19 protein-coding genes are annotated in these 25075 nt (G+C 43.6%); 4 read left to right on the forward strand and 15 right to left on the reverse strand.

From position 1 onward, the window contains the following. Positions 1 to 265: 265 nt before the first annotated feature. From ACFWMP_RS16490 to ACFWMP_RS16525, 8 genes are all read right to left on the reverse strand, one after another. Positions 266 to 2371, reverse strand: a complete 2106-nt coding sequence (locus ACFWMP_RS16490; protein WP_379424258.1) for a dienelactone hydrolase family protein — start codon at positions 2369 to 2371, stop codon at positions 266 to 268. Then, positions 2364 to 5006, reverse strand: coding sequence for a glycoside hydrolase family 2 protein (locus tag ACFWMP_RS16495; RefSeq protein WP_379424259.1), 2643 nt, complete (start codon positions 5004 to 5006; stop codon positions 2364 to 2366). Before ACFWMP_RS16495 ends, ACFWMP_RS16490 begins: the two co-directional genes overlap by 8 nt. Positions 5007 to 5659: 653 nt before the next feature. After that, positions 5660 to 8464 carry a glycoside hydrolase family 2 TIM barrel-domain containing protein gene (locus ACFWMP_RS16500; RefSeq protein ID WP_379424260.1) on the reverse strand — a complete coding sequence of 935 codons (2805 nt, stop codon included), beginning with the start codon at positions 8462 to 8464 and terminating at the stop codon, positions 5660 to 5662. A 230-nt stretch (positions 8465 to 8694) separates the two neighbouring features. Continuing rightward, complete coding sequence (locus tag ACFWMP_RS16505) at positions 8695 to 9807, reverse strand: alpha/beta hydrolase (protein ID WP_379424261.1); 1113 nt, start codon at positions 9805 to 9807, stop codon at positions 8695 to 8697. Between the two features lie 239 nt (positions 9808 to 10046). Further along, the gene (locus ACFWMP_RS16510) at positions 10047 to 12506 is read right to left on the reverse strand and encodes a GH39 family glycosyl hydrolase (protein ID WP_379424262.1); all 2460 of its coding nucleotides are present in this window, start codon (positions 12504 to 12506) and stop codon (positions 10047 to 10049) included. 102 nt (positions 12507 to 12608) lie between these two features. Beyond that, positions 12609 to 13745, reverse strand: a complete 1137-nt coding sequence (locus ACFWMP_RS16515) for an MFS transporter (protein WP_379424263.1) — start codon at positions 13743 to 13745, stop codon at positions 12609 to 12611. A gap of 131 nt (positions 13746 to 13876) precedes the next feature. After that, the gene (locus tag ACFWMP_RS16520; protein ID WP_379424264.1) at positions 13877 to 14503 is read right to left on the reverse strand and encodes an FMN-dependent NADH-azoreductase; all 627 of its coding nucleotides are present in this window, start codon (positions 14501 to 14503) and stop codon (positions 13877 to 13879) included. Between the two features lie 34 nt (positions 14504 to 14537). Then, complete coding sequence (locus tag ACFWMP_RS16525; protein WP_042188329.1) at positions 14538 to 15122, reverse strand: DUF3238 domain-containing protein; 585 nt, start codon at positions 15120 to 15122, stop codon at positions 14538 to 14540. A 162-nt stretch (positions 15123 to 15284) separates the two neighbouring features. On the opposite strand from ACFWMP_RS16525, the gene ACFWMP_RS16530 reads away from it, so the two are divergent. Then, complete coding sequence (locus ACFWMP_RS16530; RefSeq protein ID WP_339248339.1) at positions 15285 to 15758, forward strand: MarR family winged helix-turn-helix transcriptional regulator; 474 nt, start codon at positions 15285 to 15287, stop codon at positions 15756 to 15758. Positions 15759 to 15891: 133 nt separating this feature from the next. Here ACFWMP_RS16530 and ACFWMP_RS16535 read toward each other — a convergent pair whose 3' ends face one another. Beyond that, complete coding sequence (locus tag ACFWMP_RS16535; RefSeq protein WP_379424265.1) at positions 15892 to 16995, reverse strand: Gfo/Idh/MocA family protein; 1104 nt, start codon at positions 16993 to 16995, stop codon at positions 15892 to 15894. Positions 16996 to 17019: 24 nt separating this feature from the next. After that, positions 17020 to 17679 carry a ThuA domain-containing protein gene (locus ACFWMP_RS16540; RefSeq protein ID WP_379424266.1) on the reverse strand — a complete coding sequence of 220 codons (660 nt, stop codon included), beginning with the start codon at positions 17677 to 17679 and terminating at the stop codon, positions 17020 to 17022. A 224-nt stretch (positions 17680 to 17903) separates the two neighbouring features. On the opposite strand from ACFWMP_RS16540, the gene ACFWMP_RS16545 reads away from it, so the two are divergent. Beyond that, complete coding sequence (locus ACFWMP_RS16545; protein ID WP_339302308.1) at positions 17904 to 18680, forward strand: AraC family transcriptional regulator; 777 nt, start codon at positions 17904 to 17906, stop codon at positions 18678 to 18680. A gap of 141 nt (positions 18681 to 18821) precedes the next feature. Here the strand turns inward: ACFWMP_RS16545 and ACFWMP_RS16550 are convergent, their stop codons facing one another. Genes ACFWMP_RS16550 through ACFWMP_RS16560 form a run of 3 tightly spaced genes read right to left on the reverse strand, consistent with a single transcriptional unit; the run spans position 18822 to position 21137 of the window. Next, positions 18822 to 19802, reverse strand: coding sequence for an aldo/keto reductase (locus ACFWMP_RS16550; RefSeq protein WP_379424267.1), 981 nt, complete (start codon positions 19800 to 19802; stop codon positions 18822 to 18824). 41 nt (positions 19803 to 19843) lie between these two features. Next, positions 19844 to 20239 carry a cupin domain-containing protein gene (locus ACFWMP_RS16555; protein WP_379424268.1) on the reverse strand — a complete coding sequence of 132 codons (396 nt, stop codon included), beginning with the start codon at positions 20237 to 20239 and terminating at the stop codon, positions 19844 to 19846. Between the two features lie 55 nt (positions 20240 to 20294). Next, positions 20295 to 21137: an SDR family oxidoreductase gene (locus ACFWMP_RS16560; RefSeq protein ID WP_339248328.1), complete on the reverse strand. Its 843-nt coding sequence runs from the start codon at positions 21135 to 21137 to the stop codon at positions 20295 to 20297. A 327-nt stretch (positions 21138 to 21464) separates the two neighbouring features. On the opposite strand from ACFWMP_RS16560, the gene ACFWMP_RS16565 reads away from it, so the two are divergent. Next, entirely contained in the window at positions 21465 to 22028 is a 564-nt protein-coding gene (locus tag ACFWMP_RS16565; RefSeq protein ID WP_379424317.1) for a TetR/AcrR family transcriptional regulator, read from the forward strand. A gap of 64 nt (positions 22029 to 22092) precedes the next feature. Here ACFWMP_RS16565 and ACFWMP_RS16570 read toward each other — a convergent pair whose 3' ends face one another. Continuing rightward, complete coding sequence (locus ACFWMP_RS16570; RefSeq protein ID WP_042188313.1) at positions 22093 to 22659, reverse strand: NADPH-dependent FMN reductase; 567 nt, start codon at positions 22657 to 22659, stop codon at positions 22093 to 22095. 19 nt (positions 22660 to 22678) lie between these two features. After that, positions 22679 to 23737 (reverse strand): LLM class flavin-dependent oxidoreductase, encoded by a 1059-nt coding sequence (locus tag ACFWMP_RS16575; protein ID WP_379424269.1) that lies wholly within the window; start codon positions 23735 to 23737, stop codon positions 22679 to 22681. 244 nt (positions 23738 to 23981) lie between these two features. Between ACFWMP_RS16575 and ACFWMP_RS16580 the strand changes: the two genes are divergently transcribed. Next, entirely contained in the window at positions 23982 to 25028 is a 1047-nt protein-coding gene (locus ACFWMP_RS16580; protein WP_379424270.1) for a stalk domain-containing protein, read from the forward strand. Positions 25029 to 25075 lie beyond the last annotated feature (47 nt).

A 25075-nucleotide genomic window follows, 5' to 3' on the forward strand; every position in this document is an offset into this window, starting at 1 on the left:
CCTTCCTCCCGAAGCCAAGAATTCACTCCGGTCAGGCGTTGTATAGTTGTTATATTTAAATGATAGCGCTTCCTACAAAACCTCGAAATCCGGTAACCCTGCGAAAGCGTTTGTAAAGCTACTTATTTTGCTGGCAAGCAATCATGCGAGAAATATAAAAGATTGTGTATGGTATGAACCTTATACTTTCTTATATTTCAAAAAAAAAGCGATGTACGCACCGGAATGGTCGTACACCGCTTATGTTCATGGTATGACGTTTTGTTTAGGCCTCACTTAGCCCTGAGCTAATGCATAGGACGGCTGCTTCCGCTCGAAATGCTTCGCTCGCCGGATTGGGCTGCTCCTCCAAAATGCGGAGTACCGCCTGCGGCTCCACGCCGGGCTGCGGCACACGGGATGGAGATACTACGTTCCAGTCCTGTTCACCCTTGAGCCTGTAAGATAACTCATAGAGATAATAACCCGCATGCTGCCCGTCAGCGAGTTGACTTACCCCATCCTGCCACGAGCAGAGTTCAAGAGAATGCTGTTTGTCAGGTAAAACACCGGACGCGAGGGTAATGCACTCATTACGGACTACCTGCTGCTTCTGTTCCCAAGCCTGCTGATCTAGGATTCCCAGCTCTAGGCGGTATTCCATTCCCGGCTCTCCATAAAGAGTCCAAGCCACTGGACTACCCACCGCTACGAACTTCGGTGCCTCCAGAAAAACTGGCTGATGAACCGGAACAAAACGTTCCGTCTGCTCCCACTCGCCCGCTTCTGGACTGCTTCTGCGATAATGCACCGTCCCCGTGAATTCAAGCTCCTGTTCCTGTAGTATAGCTCTTAGACACAGAGCAGCCTGCTCGTAAAGGTCCGTGCAGTTGTTATGCCCGAAGCGGTAGCCTATCTCATGGCGAAGTGGAATACCGCGACTCCGGACCAAGGCCGCGAAGGTAAAGCTGAATCGGCTGAGGGTAAAGGCATCATGCGTGCCGTGGTTTATCAGTAGCTTAGTGCCGCTCGCTTTAAGGCCGTCTAGGAAGAAATCGGATTCCAGTCCGGTCGTTTCCCGCAGACTTGCAGAGTCACCGGCTCCCGTAAGTGTCTGTAGCAGAGTCTCGATACCTGATCTTCTGGTCTGAGGATGCCGCCAGTCCTTCTTCCAGATATCCCGGTACCCGGTGTCCACCTCTGCCACGTGCCAGATCAACGGGCATGCCCCTTCCGCAAATTCACGGGTAAGCCCATTCAGAATTAGCGGAGGTGCATAACACAATGTGTACCGCACCCGGTACGGCAGCCTTAGAGGATTGCCTCCCGCCAGCAACGCGGTCAGCCCACCGCGTGACCCACCCACGGCCACAACCTGCTCCGCATCACCACCATAGCTATCTTGGCCTCTGGCAATTGCCGCCCCAATGCCGGCGTAAATGGAACTTTGCAAGGAGCGGCTGCCGATGTAACCTCCACCGTTCCAGAGAACACCAACAACACCTTTGCCTGTGCTGGCCAGAGTCTTTCCGATGATTTCCAGAAATGAGGGACCTACAGTGCTGAAGGTATTTTCATTGGCATCATAATAACCGTTGAATAACAGCGGATAGCCCTTAACACTTTTCGCACTCCAATTGGGCGGCAAAATATAGGACGCAAGGCTATGCTGACCGTTCTTCGTAACTAACAGACTGCCGCTGATGAGCTGAAACACAGGCGCATTGCTTAAAAGAGCCCCATCGTCAGCGGATTCATTACGGTAGACCACCGGATACCCGAAGGTCTTCAGGATACGGTCGCTCAAGGAGATGGCAACTAAATCATCTACTGCATAGAGACTGTAGCGGTCACCAATATAGCGTTCAAATTGCGGGATTTTAAGTTCTTTATCCCCTTCGTTACTGCCGAACAACTGATAATCTTCGGTATTGTATAAATAAGGGCTATCTGGATCGTTATTATAGAGCCGTACATGCTCAGCTACAACCTTCTCTCCAGCTTCGTCCATCCGCAGGCTCCCGATGCCGTCGGTCCCACCATAACGGAAGCCGCCTTTCCCCTCAGCAGCACTGTTATCCCAGTGTGACACTACTGGAAGCGTATTGATCAGTAACGGACTGACCAATACGAACACTCCTTCCTCTGAATTCTGGGTTCCTTCCGCGTTTTCAGCCTCGACTGTATCCTCTCGCAGGGTTGACCAACCGGCTTTGTGATAAGTTACTTCACCGCTCCGCAAGCAGGCCAGTAGTAGTTCTGCATCGTGCATTTTTAAGTAATCGGCCACAGCCCTAGTAACGGGTAGAGCAATGGGTTCAGATCCACCACTCAGAATAAAACGACTTAGCGGAACGTATTTCCCCGGTACAAAACACAATGATTTACTCATAAATTCCTTCTCCTTCATCTGGTATCGTATCGCCATGTGCTGTCAGAAACGAGCAAAATTTAATTTCTGGCAGACCGTCGGTACTACAGTAATTCTCCCCAGCCAGAAATCCTCCCGACAGTTTTGGTGTGCAAGTAACCGTCACCGTCCTTTTTTCTCCTGGAAAAAGGGTGAGGAACTGTTCTTCTGCTTCCATCCAGTAGCGGTCCCCCTTCTCCTCTGCATGTACATGTAACAGTACTTCACTACCAGTATTATGGAGAGTGAAGTGAGCTTGGTGACTTATCTTTCCTACACCAGTAGGTTGCCATAAGCTTTCCTGCCGCACCTGAAGATTGCCACCTGTAAGATCAAGTGCTGGGGCATAAAGATGTTGGTTAGCGGTAGAGAACACATATAAATTTTGCTGCGATTCTTCTTCAATGTTCCGGAATGACAATCTGACAAAATATAATAGATCCTCAGGCTCAGGCACGCTGAAATTCAACTCCCCAACACAGACAGCACGATCTTTGTCTCCTTCTGCCTCGAAGGTTTGCCGATATAGGCTTCTGCCCGTTGCATCTAGCACTTCTGCATCAACCTTTACCTTGCCTCCATCCACACCATGCACGAATACATTTCCATGAAATCTAGTACCAGGCGTTAAAAGTAGGCTGCGATAATCTAGCGAAGCATGCTGCGGACGGAAGGCTTGTTTCACCCAGTGGTAGGCCATTTTAGTTTCACCATAATAATCTACAAGATTGGTGCAAGACACATTCGGCCATGGCTCGTTGAACTGCCAGACAATGCTGCCGCTGTTCCGGAATTTGCGGCGACGGTTAGCCTCAAGCACGAAGCGGATTCCTTCTGCCTGCATCCATTGGCTGCAAGCAGAGAACTGCTTCAAATCATTCATGCTACCGAACATTTCTTCTTCACGGCTTAGCGTATCCCACCACTCCCCGTGATGTCTCCATACGGCGCTGTTCTCCATCGAGACAGGCTGCTGGTTGGCTTCATTCAGAAATTTTTCTAGGCTTTTGAGAGAACTCAGACCGTCCACACCAAATTCGCTATGCAGCAGATTATCGTTACTGCCATATAATTCGTAGTGATAGGGGTTGCCCATATACTTCCAGTAGCCATGAACATCATGCCCCTGGCCCTTGGCTTCCGTAATATACTCCACCGGACCAGATGCCGAGGTCGGCAGAAAGAGCCGCTGCGGATCATGCTGCTCTACCAGCCCCTTTAGCATCGCCAGATTGGAATCACTGAGGTCTGAAGGCTTGTTTGGTTCACTCATTAATTCATTTCCACCGCTCCATACCGTTAGTGATACATGATTGCGTTTGTCGCAGAGTGCGGTGCAAGCCGTCTTACGCAGCAGTTCCAGGAACTCTGGCTGCTTGGATGGAATATTATCAATGCCAGAACTCGATTGGATGAACTCCTGCCAGACCATAATGCCGTTTACATCACATAAGTCGTAAAACGCTTTCTTCTCAATGATTCCACCGCCCCATACCCGAACGAGGTTGATATGTGCCGCTTTCATCAGATGGATCATCTGCTGATACTGTTCGACCGTCACATTTCCGTAGAGATGATCCAAGGGTGTCATATTTACCCCTTTTATATAAATCTTGCACCCGTTGATCACAACCGTATAAGGTAGCGCGTTGTCGGGGCTTCCTTCATTAAGGATATAATTAAGTTTGCGGATACCTGTCTGTAACCTCCGGGTATCCAGCACCATATCCTCTTCGTCCAGCAGCTTCAGCTCAAGGCTGTAGAGCGGTTGTTCTCCGTAACCGTTTGGATACCATAGCTGAGGTTCAGGTATTTCGAGCTCCGTGTTCACAACTTCTCCCGCAAGAACAGAGTACGTCTGAACCAGCAGCGGATTCCCCTTCGGATCAGAACAAGTAATGCTCGCTGTCAGCCTCCCTGTATGTTCAGGACCAGCCATCTGTTTGATGCTTGCCTGTATAGAAATTCGACCAGACACCTGCCCGTCATTTTCACCAAGCTCCGCATCTGTAGTGATCGACACGTCTTGCCAAGAGCAATCCCGGTGAACCCTCAGTACCACATCATCCCAGATTCCGACGTTAACTAACCTGGTGGAGAAATCCCATTTATAATTAAAACGGCTCTTCTGCGTAAAGGTGGCCGAAGTTTTGCCGATTTGCCCCATTTCATCCGGTGCCTGCTTCAGTAGGACTGAGATTTCCAGACCCTCCCGCTCCGAGAGGAGATCTGTAACATCGAATACAGCCGGCTCGAACATTCCCTTATGTTCACCCAACAGGATATTGTCGGCGTAAACAGCTGCTTCATAGTCTAGCCCCTGAAAGACCAGTTCAACTCGGGATGCCTTCAGCTCAGGATGTTTCAAAGTCGTGCGGTAAACCCACCAACGGTTCTCTACCCATTCACAGCTTAAGCTATTCAACTCTTCATAAGGATTGCTAATCCAGCCCTGTCTGTAGAGATCATAATGAACTCCACCCGGCACAGTAGCTGGCATCCAGTCTGTAACTCCCATCAATTCCTGCCCCAGCTCCATGCTGGTGCCCTTTAACGGCACCCAAGGCCAGTACCCTTTGACTTCCCACTTTAGATCGTTCAATAAAATTTGTTTCATGTCTTCTCCCGTTCCCCCAAATCCTGCTTAATTTGGCGCTGTTCATGACTAAGAACGGCTCTGGCGCCATCGGTTAATGCGCTTACAATTCTATTCATCCAGCTTCATTACCAATGATAGCATCGGGTTATCATTTCCGAAGGCCCCTAACCCTGTGAAATCGTTTGTTAATCTGCGCAGTTGCAGATAAATACAAACAACTATTCTAGAACCAAGCCGTTTGTAGAACGCGAAAAAGGAGTTCCCTCAAGCTGTGAAAGGCCACTGGGGATCTCCTTTGCTTTTGTTTGGTTTGAGATTCAAGAACTCCTGCAACGACGTAGCACCTATCGGACTGAGATGACCCTAAGCGCAGTATTATTACACTTTTGGAATGCTAACGGACCCTATAGTCGCTATTCGCATAAAAAACTCTGTAAATGAGCCTCTCTCTGAGCAATAGGTTCACTGGAGTCCGAAACTCTCACAAGCTAGAGGATGATTACACTGTTGAAGTTGAAGTCTGCCTCCTTACTAGCACAAAAAGAGCAGCGGTTCTCTCGTGACTTAGAGAATCGCTGCTCTGCTGTTAAACGGTCCATCGTATATAAAGAAGCACTGTCCCTGTGTTCTGTTCATCCATATGAAATACAATGAAGAGCCTTAGCAAACCCCTACTTGATTAACTCAAGAAGCTCGTTAACAGTTGCTTTGTATTGTGGTTTGAACGCTGCGGATTTCATGTAACCCGCAAGGCTTGATAAGAACTGTCTTCCTTCAGGCGTATCGCTTACCTTGTCTGCATCTAAAGCGCACACTAGTAAGTTGCCTGCTCCTACGCTGCATTCCACGAGGAAACTAAGCTCATGATTTCTTTCAAAATTGTCGATGGTCTGCACCACGGGATTCCAACTGCGATCAGCTTCATCCATGATAATGGATTTTGAGTGCTGAACGATATTCCACCATGGATAGGTTGAATACTCCTCGCTAGGGAACTCGTGGAATACAGGATGGCTGTTATCAATTAACAGCCCCATGGTACCCACAGGAACTGGCCGGTTCATGCTCTCTGAGATAGAGCGGAACATTGGGTAACACCAGAAATCTGTGCAGTAATAACCCTCGACAGCATTTTGGAGAGTTTCCGGTTTCGGCATCAGCAACACGTTCTCGCCTTGCTCCAGCAGTGCAAGCGCATCACTAGACAGCTTGTCGAATACATGGATGCCTTCCAGCATATTGCCGCTCTTTTCTGGGTAAATCCATAGATCGTAGCTCTTACGAATATCTGTCCCCTGTATCGAGAGAGACAATACGATTGTACTCATCCGGTCAACTACAGGCAGCGTTATTTCCAAATCGCAGATATCGATGTAATTCGTTCCTGCAGGAACGTTCACCTCGCTTGTACCTTCTGCCAAAATACCATTATCCACAGTCAGTTCCCAACGTAATTCAAGTGTATCTGGCAAACCGCTGCGGAAGCAGCTTAGCTCTACATGAGCATCGAACGGTTCACCGGAGACATAGTTATACTTAGGAAATCTCGCCAGCAGAACGGCATCATTACAGAAGGTTCGCCATTCCTCAGGGCTAATCATTCCTTTGGAATCCATAAAGGCGTCGAGGACACCTACTAATGCTGTTCCCTGACCGCTGAAATCCTGGAGATCGAGGAGCTGGAAGCCGGCAAGCCGCCGGGAGCGGAATGCCGCCTCGAGTTCCTCTTTGTAACAGGCTACGGCCAGCTGCCCTGAACATTCAAAGTATTTAGCGGCTAAATGCCCCAGTCCCTTACTTTCCAAGCGTTCACGGAAAATTTTGAAATTCTCGGCCTTGAGTGGTCCGTTGTATTTTTCGATCTCTTCAAAATTTGGATAGGTTGCGTATTGTCCAATCTCATGCGAAACAACAGGAATGTGCGGTATCCATTCTCCGGAAGCCTCATCTGCTTTCACGGTCTTGGCTTCGGTACCATACTGAATCTGGATCTCACCGCCAGCTGTATCTTCCATCTTCTCTCCATTCAAGAGATCCAAAGGTACGATCTGATCATCATAATCCTTCAATGTACTCGGCAAGGCAGTCTGTACATGTCCTAGTGGTGCATCACACATGGCATAAGAACCTCTGAACAGTCGGTCTCTGGAAAAGCGTACCCCACTGAAGAAATCGTCATGTTCCAGAATTTCCGGTACCCATTGGTGGTTATTGGAGCCCTGTGTATAGAGAATCCGTTTATCGAACGCTTTATAGTCCTTCAGGAAAGAATCAATTTTAGCTTTACTGCCCCATAACTCATTACCAAGGGACATCATCACGAAGGAGGGATGATTGCCGAAGGCCTGGAGAATGGCATAACCCTCACTGATCAGATAATCCTGCTCTGCTTGATTATGGCCATCATCGGTTTTTTCCGTAATTGTACCCCAGAATGGAAGTTCTGGTTGCATATAGATCCCAAGCATATCCGCAGCGGTAAAAGCAGCCTCCGGTGGACAGCAGGTATGGAAGCGATAATGATTGATACCGTAGGACTTGGAAATGCCAAGAATTCTTACCCATTCCTCGACATCAGTAGGGGCATAGCCGGTGAGCGGGAAGATCAGGCCGTCATGTTTGCCGCGGAGAAAGGTTTTCTCTCCGTTGATTGTAAACTTGTCGCCCTCCGCTCGGAATTCCTTCAAACCAAAGATGAGCTCCTGTTGGTCAGTAATATGTCCATCCCTGTCTTTCAAAACAAGGGTTATATTATAAAGATTGGGAGCGCCTTCACTCCAGAGCAACGCGTTTTGCCCTAGCACATAATCGACGGAAAAAAGCCCCGGTGAAACAGGAAACTCACGCTCGTCCACCCCGTGTGTCTCTTCACTATTGAAGCTTTGGGCAGACACCGCAAGCGTAGTTTCACTGTTGCTGTCCAAAATTGCTGTAATACGAACCGTACGTGCAGCCAGATTCGACTCCAGTCGGATATTTGTAAGCTGCGATTCCCCATAGAACTGAAGCTCCATACGACCGGTAATTCCATTCCAGTTGGTCTGGGTATCCTGTGAAGTCAAATGTCCGCCTTTGGTTGGGTAATCGGTATTGTCCACACGGACGGTGATTGTATGAATTCCAGCTTGTAGCTTCGGCAATTCATATATATGCGGGGTGTTCAGACTGTTACGGCTACCGATCTCCGTATTGTCCAGCCAAAGCGTCGTAAGTCTCGTCCGTTCCAAAAATAGATAGCAGGCCTTACCGGCCAGCTCATCCGGAATAAATACCTCTCTTGCGAACCAGACTTGCCCTTCAAACAAATATTCATCGGTTAGAGCGCTTACTAAAACTTCCTCGTTCTTTAGTCCTTTACGTGCGTATGACGTTGTTCCCGGCAGTGTGATAACATCTGTAAAAGGTAAGGTTAGTCCCTGTTTTGTCTCATCCAATTGCAACTTCCATTCGCCTTCTAGGTTGATCTTTGTCTGCAAAATATCACTCCTATTATGGTAATCACTGATCACTAGCAGTATAATGCTCTACTATATAAAGCTTAGCATATTAAGCCAGATAATTCAGTAGAGTGGTTAACACTCATTTGAATGACGACAGGTCTAATCTTACAATATAGCCGGAACATGAATGTGCCTGATGACAAGATTTAATAGTGATTTCAGAACAATAAAAAAAGCCGCAATGAGCGGCTTTTAAATATTATTTATTACACATTCTCCAGCATGAAATTCCCAATTTCAATCAAACTATCTTCCGCTTGCGGTGTGACCCCCACCTGATCGGCAAAGCCGTGAGAAAGTCCTTTGTACCGTACCGTTTTCACTTGGACGCCCGACTCCTTCAGCTTTAAGGCATATGCATCATCCTCAATCCGCAGAAAGTCATATTCGCCAAACAAAATAATGACAGGCGGCATCCCTTTCAGATCTCCTCGCAGCGGGCTCACATAAGGGATTGTATCATCGGGCACGCCCAGATATTCACCTAAGCCGACAGTTCCTAAACCACCGCTCAACAGATCCAATATAGATCTAATTTCTTTTTCCTGAGAAGGGGATATTTCATAAACATCTCTGCGCTGCATATGTTCCTGCATACCTGCTGCGTCCACGCTTGGATATAGTAGTGCCTGTGCCTTTACCATCTGCGTTCCTTCATCCCGATCTTTCATTGCGCATACCGTGGCTAGATTCCCACCTGCAGAATCACCGGAAATACAGATGCGATTCGGATCACCATTAAATTCTTCGGCGTGAGCATATATCCATTTCAACACGGTATAACAGTCGTCGAGCCCAGCGGGGTATGGGTTCTCCGGAGCTAAGCGGTAATCAACCTGAATCGATACACAGCCCGTATTTGCAACCACAAGCTTGCACATCTCCTCTACTACTTCGGGTCCTCCTGCTACGAAACCGCCTCCGTGGATGTAATAGAACACTGGCTGCAACTCTCCACTCTTCTTCTGCGAAGTATAAATTCGCACCGGGACAGCAACATCACCGTTTTGAACGGTAGCATGCCTCACATCAACACCTTCAGTAATCGGAATGCTGTTCACGCCATTCATCATCTTGCGCATTTGAGCTGCACTTTTTTGGATATTTTTCTTTCGGCCGCCTTTCAACATCATCTTAACCAGCATTCCCTTGAAGCCTTTTAAGATTGACTCCATACTTTGATAAAAGCGAGGATCCAGCACACCAGGCTCATCGGTTTCAGGAATAGGCTTAATCAGGATATCAAGTCCATTTTCATTAATTACATGTTGCCTTTCTAGCATCGATGTAAGAAGCTGTTGCGAATATTTACGTTCCATGATGATTACTCCTTTTCAAATGTTGTATGGTAAAATGATTTGCGGCGATTTGTATTGGTTGCCATAACTCAATTATAGGTTTGGGTTTGCAGAAAAAATATCGCATTATTTCTTTTGTTATATCCTTCTTTTATCATTATTATTGAAAGCGATTTCAAAAATGATGTCGAGAGCAAAAATACAATATAAAAAACAAAAAAGGACAACACTAAAGTCATCCTTGTTATACTATTCTCTATTTAACGTGTTAATCTAATCACTTGTACCTCATGTGGTTGTACAACAGCATTTACCACAAAATTTGCTGTCACTTGCAGCGAACGTATTTGAAATAACGGCAGGGACCGACCTTCAAGATAAGACCATTCTTCTGGACGCATGTCCTTAGGTGCCCCCATATTCAACCATTCATCAAAGGCGCTTCCCCCAGCCGGACCTACTGAATACCTTCGCTCTGTATAAACACCCGGCGTTAAGCCGTCTAGACGAATGTGATACTGACGGGTATTGCGTATATTGAACACGTTGTAACGTTCGGTTTGAGTCAAGTGAGTGGTATGACGGTAGCGATATAGAGTATCATAATGACAATAATTATATAGAAATATCTGTATTTCACCTTTCGAGGAAGTTATAAAATACCCATCACCTTCAGCTATCAGACCGCTTCCTGCATAACGCAACAATTGCAGCGCCCGATAACAGCTTTTGGGCAAACCTCCGCGAGTGAATAAACCAAACCCGCCATGAAAAAGATCCGACGAAGGAACAATTTCCTCCATATGGTCACTGAGCGACCAGTATCCCATAGCCTCAAAGTGGTCGTAATTCTCCAGAATATTTTTGAAAAGAAAAGCAGATTTGTAGGAGGTATCATTACACAAATCACGCTGCCATATGTTATTACTCCACTCTTCAAGAATCACAGGCAGATTAGCGAAACCACGTTGACGCAACAGCTTTTTGACCTTATGTAACGCGTGTTTCATAAACTGTTCATCGCCGCTTACCGCAAGTGGAAAAGCTTCATCCTCTGCCATGAGCTGAAGACCAGTGTCTTCCTGACCCGGTAAGATGCTGTGATAAGCACGTAGAGCCAGAGAGTCGGGCAAACAATTCCCCTTACTGCAAGACACTAGGAATTCGCTGATAAAATTACTAGAATCAATGTTGCTTCCTGGACCAACAATATGTAGCTGCGGATCGATAGCACGGATGGCGTGGCTGGTTTCACGGTAAAGCACCCAGTATTCTTCCATGGTAAACACACCATATCCTGAGAACTCTGGACTCACGAAAGGAGCAAACCTCCATTCCCGCACGGACTCAATCCCATACCGATCAATGAAATGCCTAACAAGGGTAGTCACAAGGTCGAGCCATTTGTCAAGATGCTCAGGCATAGAAAGGATGCTTGGCCTCTTAAATGGAAACACGGCTTCCCTCGCTAATGCAGAAGGCATATAACTAAATTCAACATAAGGCTTTAACTCCACTGAAAGCATGAAGTCCAGTACCTCATCTACATAAACAAAGTTATAATCTGCGCTACCAGACATTTTCCTGACATACAGCATCATGTCATCGTCTAACAGACCTTTGCAGCGCATATAGCGAAAGCCAATCTCCTTTTGCAGCTTTCGTATTTGCGCCTGTACCGCGCCATTCAACAGATCCTTGGCGTAACCTGCATTAATCAACGTCCGCCAGTTATGACTCAGCGTCCGAATCTTACGGCCAGTGTCCACATGAAGATCATATCCCTCATTGACCTGAGGTTGGACAATGGAGTGCTCGTTGTGATGCAAATGCCGCATTAGTGAAGTGAAATCGGTCGAAAATCCCGCTGTGACCATTCTGTTCTCCTGTGGATCTGTCGCATCATGCTCATTTACTAGACGGTATTGCCCTGGTGTAACACCAAAGCGCCGTTTGAAGGCGTCGATCAAAGCGTTGGTACTTGGAAACCCAACTTCTGAGGCGATGTCCGTGATCGTTCTTTCACTACGAAGAAGTGCCACTGCCTGACTCAGTCTGACATTTGTAAGGTAGGCAGTAAAAGTAAGGCCAAGCTGTTTCTGAAATAAATGTGACAGGTAGGAGCTACTTAAATAGATAATAGAGGCTAGTCCACTCAGAGTAATATTTTCACGATAATGTCGGTGGAGATAGTCGGTTGCTTTGCGCAATCTTTCCTTACTTGAGGATTTGGAGGGATCCTTCTGTTTGTTCTGCTCAAGAAAAGTATGCACTAGACTGTTCAGCAGTACACCTACACGACTACGCATTAGTATAGGTAAACGAGATTCGTTTTTGTAATAGGCCTGGAATACACTGGCGAACTCACTTCGGATTACATTAAAGCGAACTTGTTCGTCCTTAGGGTATAGAAAAGACTTACACTCTATAATTATACTTTCAATCTCAGGACAAAAAGCTGCCAAAAATGCCGGCGAGATAAACAGCGATAGCGCCTTGCCCGAACCTTTCATATTTAAAGCGTGCAGTTGGTAGCTATTCAATACAATAATGTCATCCTGCTGAACTTCATAGGTAAACTGATTGTCATCCAACTGTAGTACCCCAGTTCCCTGCAAGATGTACATTACCTCAAGTTCTTGATGCCAGGAAGCGATAGCGTCTTCAGGGAGATTAATTGAAAACCTGAAATCCGAGGCTATCAATGTATTTTCTTGCATACCCAACCTCCTATTCTTAATCTTAATAGAGCCTTGCCTCATCCAAAATCCTATCATATAAACCCATGAAATCAAGTTTACTGTCTTATTGATAACGAAGGTTCAGGTTGTTTTTAGTGTCTTTTTTACAATCAATATAAAAAGCACCAGACTAATAAACCCAGATATAGCACAAGTAATAAATACCATCTGATATCCCATAAGCTGTGAAACAAATCCAAGTAGTATAGCTCCCAAACCAATTCCTAAATCAAAAGCAGTAAAGAATGTAGCGTTCGCTACACCTCTTTTCGCTGGTGGAGCTAATCGAATCATCGCTACTTGAAGCGCTGGTTGAGCTGATCCGAATCCAATTCCGTACAAAATAGCTGTAATAACCACTCCAACAATTCCTTTAGTCATTGTTAAGACGAATAGTGCGACTATCAATATGAAAAGAGCAGGTACAATAATGACCCCTTCCCCATACTTATCGGATATCTTCCCTGTAAGTGGTCTAATTACTGTAAGTGTGACTGCATACACTAAGAAAAAAGTACCCGTGTTAACTTCAATATTTGCCGCAAACAGTGGTAAAAAAGTTGTAATACCACCAAAAGTAAATGATAAGAAAAATGTAACGATAGCGATAGGTAAAACTGTTTTTTCATAAAATGATATTGTTTTTTTTGATGTGTTTTGTACTGTTGGAATTTTTGCACCAAATCCAAGTATGAATGCAATCAAAGCTAATGCTGTACATAGAAGAAATAGGTAATGAAATGAATAAGATTTTGTTACCCAAAGACCAATGATTGGTCCTAACGCCATACCTAATGTCATTGCTAGTCCATACCATCCCATTCCTTCTCCACGACGAGATTGTGGAATAACATCAGTCACAGCCGTTCCTATCGAAGTTGTAGCAACTGCCCAGCTGACTCCATGAAGGATACGTAATATTACTAAAAATATAATGCCTGTCACCCAATCATAAAAATACATGGTTATAGCAAAAAATAGTAATCCGCTTATTATAAATGCACGTCGACCAAACCGATCCATTAATCCTCCAATAATAGGACGAAAAATTACTGCCGATATTGTAAACACTCCAATTATTGATCCAACTTGAGATTCACTTCCACCTAGTTGTTTGATAAACATAGGCAATGTTGGCATTAGTAAATAAAATCCACTAAATAGTAATAAAGCTGTAAGGGTCAGCATGATATAGTTTTTTGTCCATAAACGTTCCATTGTAATGTAATCCTTCTTTCTATCGACTTTATGTAATCTCCAAAAATAGTGAAATAGGCGAATAAAAAAGCAGCACCACCGCTATAAAAGTGTTGGTACTGCCCTATATAGACTGATACACGCTTGGTTATTTAGAACGTCCTTGATACTTTAACAGCTTTTTCAAGCCCTGCGACAATAATCTCTTCTGCCTTATCAGGGAATTGGCTGTGCCCTTCAATGATAATAGTCTCTATATTTTCCACACCAAAGAAGTTCATCATACTTGTTACATATTTAACAGCCATCTCTAAATCAACTTTTGGTCCCTCAGAATACACACCACCACTTGCGTTTAATAACACTATTTTTTTATTTCCAATAAGCCCTACTGGACCTTCTGGCGTATATTTATATGTTTTGCCTGCACGGTTTAAGTAATCAATATATGTGTGTAGTACAGCTGGGATGGTTAAATTCCATAAAGGGAACCCAAATACGACTTTATCCGCTGCAAGGAATGGATCTAAATACTTATCAGCAACAGCTACTGCTTTTGCTTCTTCTACTGTTAAATCTAATCCTCTACTAGACTTAAATGTTCCGTTAATCATATCTGCACCTACGTAAGGCAATTCCTCATTGTATAAATCCAGTTCTACTACAGTGTCATTTGGATGTGATTCTTTATAGCTCGCTAAAAAAGCCTCAAATAATCTAACACTTACCGACTGATCTGCTGGTCGATTGTTTGCTTTTACAAATAAAACGGTTGTCATTCCTTGTTCCTCCTGATGTGCACTCTTATGTTGTTTATAATATTTTTTTGAAGCTATACTCCATTTCTCCAGCCATAGCTTCTGGTGTATCACCAGTTACTCTGTAATCATGTGTATAAATTTGTTCGAACGTTCCAAAGTTCACTTGTTTATAAAATTCAAAACAAGGAAATCCATCATGTGCTCCTTGCATATTGACAGTACCATCCTTTTGAATATGAACTATTAAAAGATAGTCAACTGGAGGTGCAAATGCATTTAATGGATTGCTAGCACTTGCACTCATTTGAAACCTAACGTCTTCAGAGCCCCACACAATATCAGTGCACAAAATACCTTCTGTAGTAGCTTTTCCTGTTTTTTTATTAACAGAACCATCTGGAGTAGTGACTCTTTCTGTTGTAATACCAGTATTTGCATATGTGAAAATATCTTTTTTGTAAAAATCTACAACTACTTCTTGTTCCACTCTGGAGCGCATAGCGTTGACAGCATAGGGGGTGAATTCACGTGAGTCACCTTCAAAATGGATTACGTTTCCTGTTTCTTCATCCTTCCTAGGATCAGTCCACGGTGTTGGAATAAATACACTTGCTCTAACTTTAACAATATTAGTCATGAGAACCCTCCATAATTTATTAATTCTGTTTCAGTGATTCCTGTTTCTTTCACAACAGAAAATATAGTCAACTTGATTGACTACTTTTCGCATAGTACAATGTATTTCGTACAAAGTCAACTAAGTTGACTTAAGTTGACTTTATTTAAGGAGGTTTTATGTATGACTCAGGAAGTCTTTAGTGAATTGGATCTGACAACACTTTTATCATTATCCTTTAGTACATCAATTAATGAACTACATGATAGATTGCGTGAATTAGGATTTGCAGATATTAGACCTGTACATGGTTTTATGTTTAAGTGTATTGCTCCAAACGGAGCAACAGGTATAGAATTAGCCGAATATTTAGGAATTACGAAGCAAGCCGTAAGTAAAATGGTAGATTATCTTGAGAAAAGTGGTTATGTAATTCGCGAAAATCATCCCACTGACAAGAGAGGAAAAATCATTGTTTTGACTGAGCGAGGTTGGTTAGCAGTGAAAGCAAAAGAAGAAATACTAACTGAGATTGAGCAACGTTGGATTGAAATCATAGGTGCTGAACGACTGCAGATGCTCAAAGATGATTTAACAACACTTGTATATAAAGCAAATGAAGATAAATCTACTATGAGATCAAGACCTGTCTGGTAAGTGTATGGTGAAGATTTGGTGTATGCTGCGATTCATCAAACCAAAAAGGGTAGAAGACTTAAAGATCTGTCTTCTACCCTTTTTGAAAGCTGATTATCTGCAGCATACATTTAGTATTTGTTCTGGGAAATTACTACTCTAAATACCCTTTGACTAAGCCCAGCGGCAATGGCTTGGGCTGCTCGCAGCTGGTTACCAGTTGAGCATATTGCTTAGAGTCGGAACTTGTATGGAATGCATGCATGATCTCAAGTACGTGATTGGCGAGTTCTCCGTTTGCACGAGGAGTCTCCCCCGTGTCGATGCAGTGTGCCATATCTGCTACTCCTATGCCTCTACTATTATCTGCATAATTGTAGATAAGTGGGATCTCTTGGAATTCCGAGCTGTGTGCCGGGCGTAAAAGGATCGGCCCTCCAAAGTTGTTAGGGTCCGGTACGATCAAGGTTCCTTGCGATCCGTAGATTTCGATCCTCGGTAAAGTACTGTGCCAAACATCAAAGCTGGTAATCATGGTTGCCACAGCGCCACTGTCAAACTCAATCGTTCCAGCAACATGTGTGGGCACCTCTACATCAATGACTTTGCCAAACTTTTTGTCGCTCGTGATCGTTCTATGAGCAAAGGAGGTTTTAGTGATGCCGCATACTGTTTTAGCTGGGCCTAGCAAAGATACTAACGCAGTTAGATAGTAGGGTCCCATGTCAAACATGGGTCCTCCACCGGCTTTATAATAAAATTCCGGATCAGGATGCCAGCTTTCATGTCCATGACAAAGCATAAAGGCAGTTGCTGCCACCGGCTCCCCGATATAACCATCCGCAATCAGCTTACTGCAGGTTTGCAGACCGCCTCCAAGGAAAGTATCTGGTGCGCAGCCAAGGAACAGGTTCTTTTCCTTCGCCAGACGAACTAGCTCAGTGCCATTTTCAAGGGAAAGGGATAAGGGCTTCTCCACATACACATGCTTGCCAGCTAGCAAGGCTTGCTTGCACACGTCAAAATGAAAATTAGGCGTTGTTAGATTAACGATTATTTCAATCTCTTCCGAAGCAAGTAATTGTTCTGTCGTCCATACATGAGGAACGCCATATTTCTCCGCCGCATGCTCTGCACGACCTTTATCCAAGTCGGAACAAGCATAAACCTCAGTATTAACGAAAGTCCCGTTCAAATTTTCAAAATAAATGCTGCTGATGTTTCCGCAGCCGACTATACCTACCTTCACTTTGCGCAAGATCATTCCCACCTTATCTCAGTTTTAGTTAGCCGCCCACAAAAAGCCTTTTCGCATCAGTTCCTTGGCTTCCGGTATATCGAAAACGTCTGCATGATGGCCAAGTGAATTATAGAAAACCTTCCCTTTTCCCCATTTCTTCGTATATACAACGGGCATCGTGATGACACCATTTGCTGAATGCTCACCCTCACTCATTACAAACGTAGTTGTTGCCAAGACATCCACTGCAGGATCTACATGTAAATAATATTGTTCCGATTTCACCTTGAAGTCTTGGATACCCTCCACAATGGGACTGGAGCCAGAATGTACGATATTAACTTCGTACTCTACCCCATCGTTAAATGGATGTGCTACCCATTGTGACCCGGTCAAAAATTGCCACTCTGTATTGTTACGGAAAGAGTCGCACATCCCTCCATGACAACCGGCAATTCCTACTCCAGAAGCTACTGCCTTCAGAACTGAGGATACCTGATCATTACTGATTTCTCCCATGGTCCATACTGGTACAATAAGGCTTAAATCCGTAAGCTTATCTACACTGTTGAAGCTATCCAGCGTATCAGACACTTCAACTTCAAAGCCTTCAGCCTCTAGAATACCAGCAAAAATTGCGGCTACTTCATTTGGTTCATGCCCATCCCATCCACCTTTTACAATCAATGCTTTCTTCGTCATCCTGCAATCTCCTTTTCCTTTATATATGTAATCAACCTTTCGTCCATCTGATGAAATTGTAATCCAGATCAGAGAGGTGTGCTCGCCATTTCACTTGTAGGAATGGTCATTTTTTGCTAAGTTTTAGAGGTGAACCTAAAATTCAAACCACATGAACAGGAGATCTCATGAAAGCCTTTCACGAAAATAGAACTTACCATTCGACTTTCCCCTTCACTGTAATAATGTCTAATGATATTGATTTTCTAGCCCACTGGCATAACGATCTTGAGATAGTCTATGTATTTGAAGGTTCAATTCGGATGGGAATTAACTCCGAAACGAGGATCTTGAAAGCGGGAGATATGGCTATATGCAGCAGCGGAGACATCCACTACTATGACAGTAAAGACAGCAGCTCCAAGATAATGATGGTAATATTCAATCCTTCATTAATCGGCTTTCCTGGTGGATGGCCTTTGAATGTGAGGCTGACTTCCCCATTTATGGAGAAACGAGCTATACGAGAAGAAGAAGTGCGTATCAACAACCGTCTTTCTCAGATCCTGCAGGAACTTATGGACGAATATAATCAGAAGCTGGAATATCATGAACAGGTAATCATTGGCCTTTTGCACGAGTGGAGCGGACTCATTTTACGGCATGTTCCCTTGGATAAGATTAATCCACAGAAAGATAAAAGGCGCATCACTAACATGAAGATTATGCAAGGGGTTCTTGAATACCTCGACGTCAACTACATGCATCCCATCACACTTGCTGACGCCGCAAGGCAAGCCAATATGAGCCTCTTTTATTTCTCCCGCTTCTTCAAGAGTCTTTCGGGTATGAGCTATATTGCATACCTTAGCAACATCCGAGTCAACCAAGCAGAACAGCTGCTGCTGACCACAGACAAATCCATTTTAGATATCGCACTGGAATGCGGTTTCACTAATATCCGTACCTTTAACAGAGTATTTAAACAGATTAAACAACGGACTCCAAGTGAATTACGTTAAGAGATACATGGTCCGTTATCTTATTAAGCAAACAAAAAACCGATGATCTTTTGGTTTAGATCATCGGCTTTATTTTAATATTCGAATGCACAAAGACGGCGAAAAGGTCTACGTTTAAGTGACAAGCTTAACCAGTCTTCATTACTGAGCTCCAACTATTGGATGTGGAACATACAACTCTTCAAGGAATGAAATTTCTTCAGGTGATAATTTCACCGCTAGAGCATCTACTGAATCTTCGAGCTGAGCAATTTTCGTCGCGCCCACAATTGGAGCAGCTACAGAAGCTTTTTGCAACAGCCATGCAAGTGCGATATGAGTACGTGGTACGCCTCGTTTCTCTGCTAACGATGCTACTCGCTCAACAATTAATCGATCTACATCAGCGGTTGAATCATACTTTGATTTTTGAATGAGATCGGTTTCGGATCTGCGTGTTGTTTCCGACCAATCGCGAATCAATCTTCCTGATGCCAGAGGACTATAAGGAGTTACTGCAATTTTTTGATCCTGACAAAGCGGCATCATTTCCCTTTCCTCTTCTCGGTAGATGAGATTAAGGTGATTTTGCATGGATACAAAGCGAGTCCAGCTATTTTTCTCGGCCACATGTAATGCTTTTTGGAATTGCCAAGCATACATAGCAGACGCACCGATATATCTAGCCTTTCCAGACTTCACTACATCATACAAGGCCTCCATGGTTTCTTCAATGGGTGTGTTATAATCCCAGCGGTGAATGATATAGAGATCCACATAATCGGTCCCAAGTCTCTTCAAACTGTTATCTATTTCGCTCATAATAGCTTTTCGAGAAAGCCCACCACCATTAGGACCTGGACGCATCTGGCCCCAGACCTTCGTGGCAAGTACAATTTCATCCCGATTCGCATAGTCCTTAAGCGCACGTCCGATAATCTCTTCACTGGAACCACTTGCGTAAATATTAGCTGTATCAAAAAAATTGATGCCAAGCTCAAGCGCTCTTTTAATGATAGGACGACTGTTCTCCTCATCGAGCACCCATTGGTGCCCTCCAGGCAGCACTTTTCCAAAGCTCATACAACCAAGGCAAATCCGAGAGACGTCCATTCCCGTATTTCCAAATTTGATATATTCCATAAAGCAAGCCTCCATTTCTATGTTTAAAAGAGTTTTAGTTCTTACAGTGCTTCAAACCATTCATCCTCGACAGCTTCAAACCATTCTGTTTCGCCTGGAGTCATAGCCAAATGAACGAACCAACTATCCTTTGTCGCGCCATGCCAATGTCTCACATTAGCTGGAATGTTGACCACATCACCTATTTCGAGCAATTGAGCAGGTTCTCCTTCTTCCTGATACCAGCCATTTCCACCAGTGACTAACAGAACTTGTCCAACCTTATGAGCATGCCAGTTATTGCGTGCGCCTGGAGCAAAGGTTACATTACCAATTGCGGTATTAAGCGGCTTCGGATCTGTAAACACCATTTGCAAATAAGCGTCACCCGTAAAGTTTGCTTTAACCTTTTCCCCTAAAGGAAAAATAGTGCTGCTACTAAGTTGTTCATTTTTCATCGTTGATTCCTACTTTCTTCCTATAGTTAATGATTATTAGTGCACTGCGATCCTCTTACTCTCCCGCTGGAAAATCAGTAGAAGCTGCCAGTTCAGTCTGCTTCTCATAGTCGGCAACACGAGCTTTGAGGGTCGAAATCGTGCTTGCCAGTGCATGAGATCCAAGTATCATTCGTATCGGTGCCGGTTCTAATTCAACACTTTCTATGATTCGGGCAGCCATCCGCACAGGATCTCCAGGAGCTAAACTCTTAGAAGCGTCCAGCATGTTCAAAAAGTTATGTGCTGGGTTGCCTTCGTATTCTGTCATGAGTTTCGCTACCTGTGCGCTCCCATAACGGAACTCGGTACGGGCTCCTCCCGGCTCCACCAATGTAATACCGATGTTGAAAGCTTCAACCTCCTGAGCAACGGACTCACAAAAGCCCTCTATCCCAAACTTGGTCGCATGGTACATCGAATTTCCTGGGAAGGCGACCTGCCCGCCATAGGAGGAGATCTGAATAATGCGTCCACCACCCTGAGTGCGCAAATGCGGGATAGCTGAACGAAGAAGCTGGATGGACCCCGTTAAATTCGTGGCAATGATATGATTAACCTCGTCGTCAGAGAGTTCTTCTGCAGCCCCAAAAAGGCCATAACCAGCATTGCTTATGATAACGTCGATACGTCCAAACTTTTCAAAAGATCTATCGACAAGATTTCGAATGGCTGGAAAATCGGTCACATCTAGAATCTCGCAACTGAAGGTTTCGGGATACTTCTCAATGAGGTCAGCGACCTTGCTTTTGTTACGAACAGTACCGATAACCTTATTGCCCTTCTGAAGAAGCTGTTTCGTCATCTCATAACCAAAACCACTGCTCACACCGGTGATAAGCCATGTGCGATTGTTCATAATCATCTCCTCCTAAACTTCTTATTCCGATTTTGCTGCTGGAATACTTAGCACATGAGTAGTTGTAACCAATATTTAATACGCATAATTACAATAATGATCACATGTCTATTATTATAATCGGATTAAATTTGGTGCCAATTGTTAATTTGATGCGATTTGTACATTAATAAACAAAACCATCGAAATTGTTTATTTCCTACTGCGTATTCGCGATTCTTTTATATAAATTTATAAACAGATGTCCCATTGATGAGCCCGTTATAGTATGTTATATAATGAATTCTTACTCTTTTGTTGATGAATAAAGAAAGTTCGGTGAGCAAATTGTCTAAAGTCGATCGAAGAATCTTAAAAACACAGGAAGCCGTGAAGACAGCAGTCATTGAACTAATGACTGTGAAAAATTTTGATGATATAACCATTCAGGAACTCTCAGATAAAGCAAACGTAAGCCGTGGTACTATTTACCTTCACTATATGGATAAATATGATCTTCTTGATAAGCTTATCGAGAAGCATATCAATGAACTTCGTGAAAGATGTGAAGCAGCCTCTGATTTGGATTTTGTAACGGGGTCCGTGATTTGGACGGAATACTTTGAGAGTAACTATGCCTTTTTCTCTATGATGTTGGCTAGTAAAGGAGCCCCTTTCTTCCGGAGTCGTTTTCTGGAATTTCTTATAGAAGAGTTCAAAGACGAAGTGGATATCACAAAGGGTAAAAACGAAGGATTAAATAAGGATCTAGTCGTACAATTTGTAGCTTCTTCGTATGTAGGTGTAGTTGAATGGTGGTTTACGAACGAAAGACCAGTAACCTATCAAGTATTAGCAGAACAGCTGGGAGCCTTATTGGAACGAAATTGTACAAATAACCCCTCATCCTAAAGGATGAAGGGTGACTTGGAAAATAGTAACTAGTTTGCGAAATGTTAGCCTATTTCGATCTTTCTTAGAAACCATATTTAGCTTCTTCAGCCTCTCGAATTTTGGCATAGGTCTCAGAAAGTACATAGGTATCTTCCACTAAGCGGTCTATACGGAATAGCACATCATCATTTACTATTTCTTTTCGATAAAAATCCTTCTCTTCTATAAATACATACGTTTGAACAATTTGTGCTTTCATATAGGCCAATATCGGTTTCAATTGCTGCTCAGCTACCAGATAGTGACGTGCAGAACCTGCCGTGACGAGCATACTTACAACCTTGTGTTGAAATGCTTTTTCGGGTGCTAAATCGAATATATTCTTTAGTGTTGCTGGGATGGAAGCTTGAAATATAGGCGTTCCGATTACGATAACATCTGCTTCCATGATCGTTTGAATTACGTACTTGGTGTCCCCTTCGTATTCCAGATAATTGCGACCATCGCTGAATTGAACATCATACTCCGCCAGATCTAGAAGCGTAACTTCTGCATCTTTGTATTTTTCATGAAACGAATTTATTGTGTAATTCATAGCGATTCTGGTTTTCGATCCTATCTTTGACCCTGATAATGCTACGATTTTCATAATTCTGACCTCCTGGAGTTTATTTTTTTGCCGTATATTTTTTAATAGCTGGTAGAATTTCAGAACCAATTAAATCTATGTTTTTCATTAAATTTCCAAAAGGTACGCCACCAAAATCCATTTGTGCGATATATCGTTGATGGCCGAAAAGTTCATGTTGATATAGAATTTTTTCAATGATTTCCTGTGGGCTACCAATATTCATAACATCGCGGGGATCGGCTCCTTGAGCAAACGCCTGTTTAGGAAAACCACGTCCATTGGTTAATTTCATTCCTTCGTTTATATATGGATAATAGGCTCTTTGTGCCTTCTGTGTCGTTTCATCCGCGTAAAAGAATCCAGCAGTCGCTACAGGCAGCTTCGACGGATCGAATCCGTTCTGACTTGCAGCTTCACGATAAGCATCAATGGATCTTTTAAACAAGACTGCGGGACCCCCTAAATGGGCCAAAAACATAGGAACACCTGCAATTCCTGCTTTGATCGCACTGGCAGAAGTCCCCCCTACAGCTCTCCATATCGGTAAGTTTCCCTCTTCAGGACGGGGGAGGATTCTTGCATTTTTGAGAGGGTTACGAAATTCTCCCTTCCAATTCATAACTTTGGTTTCATTTATCTTTAATAACAAGTCGAATTTTTCTTCAAATAATTCCTCATAATCATTAAGATCATAGCCCAATAGTTCATATAACCCCACTCTAGAGGCACGGCCAGCTATTATTTCAGCTCGACCATTTGAGATCAAATCAATTGTAGCGAAATCTTCGTACACCCTAACCGGATCAGAGGTGCTTATAATCGTAGATGAGCTACCTATTTTCATTTTCTTAGTAGCCTGTGCAATAGCTGACAGCACAACGGTATGCGCCTGAGTAGCAAAATACTCTTGATGACTCTCTCCTACACTAAAAAAATCAATTCCTGCTTGCTCCGCTAATTGAGCCAAGTCAATAATTTCACGTATGCGTTGTTTGGCAGATATTCGGCTCCCAGTTTCAGGGTTCGCTAGATGATCACCTAATGTATAAAGTCCAAACTCTAAGCCGTTGTCTGCATTGATCCGATATTGTTCCATGATTATCCTCTTTTCTTTAAGAAGTAAGAATTCATTTATGATTTGTCGATTAAATATAATTAAGTAAGTCACTATAATAAGTATAGTGAAGTGCTTGCATAATGTCAAACTAATGATCCTGTTAAGAAAAAACTACTCGATTTAAGCCTTGTGCTAAGAATCCCCTATACTAATCTCCACATGGTATATTTAGGATATTGATTTGATTATTAAAGTGATAAACAAAAAAAGGAGAATTGTATTCATGCACAACCGCCGCTTCATGAACGTATTACTTATTCTTTTCTTATCGGCTTCCAATTCGACTCCGATCTTTGCATCGGCTTCGGTTGTACCGAAGTTATCCGATTCTATCAAACGTTCTGTAATCCAACCCTCCGTCACAATTAATGGCATAAACTTTTCCTTTCAAGATGAGTTGCCTACGTTAATAGAGGGAAAAACCTTCGTTCCAACCCACATTTTTGAGCATCCCGACATTCAAGCCGATATTACGAAGTTTATAGATAACTCTTATCCACATGTGTTTATTTCACATTTTAATGGAGCACTTTCTATTTATCCGGATAAAAGTGATTATATGTTTAGCGATTACAACGAAGAGATAGAGGATTCTGATGTCTGGATCGATTGGAAGAGTCCTACACCTTATCTCTCCGGCAGTGATATTATGGTTCCATTGCGCGCTATTGCCGAACGAATCGGAATCTCTGTTGATTGGGATGTAGCAACTAGAACAGCGATCATTACCACAGATGATGACTTTCGTGCTGAACTCGAATCTCCTGAGGAGTGGGATGATTGGCTAGGAATGAAGCCTATCGAGCTGGATGACCCCTCAGGAGAGGCAATAACAGAGCAGGAGTTAACTGAATTTGCTATTTTGAGCGGACTCCCAGTTCTGGATTCTCGGATTATTGATAAATATACAGCTGTACTCTTACATATCGAAGAGGAAGATGGCGTAGAATCGCTTACGTTGAAATACGTCGATCGTTTAAAAAACGGGAGTTTGGACTGGAGTATGGATTTAGGCATGGGGGATGATGGAGACGACGTCCAAGTGAAGAGGAGCGGACAACTCGTTAGTGTCGGTATGTTCGATCAAGGTCTTAAGAAGCAATTCAGTCATTTCGAGGTAAGTTACAAAGTTCATGATAAGAGAGTAACTCACACCTATGATATCTCGGGTAAACAAGGCATGTTTTTTGACATTCCTGAGGGCGTGACAAGCGGGGAGATAACATTCTTTGGGAAAAACGGTTACACATTCGGAACGTATTTCTGGTGAGTTGACAAGCCTAAACAAAAGTAAAAGGTATCCCATTGGGGTACCTT

Origin of the sequence: Paenibacillus sp. NPDC058367, assembly GCF_042723305.1 — a bacterium.
Classification (GTDB): Bacteria; Bacillota; Bacilli; order Paenibacillales; family Paenibacillaceae; genus Paenibacillus_AQ.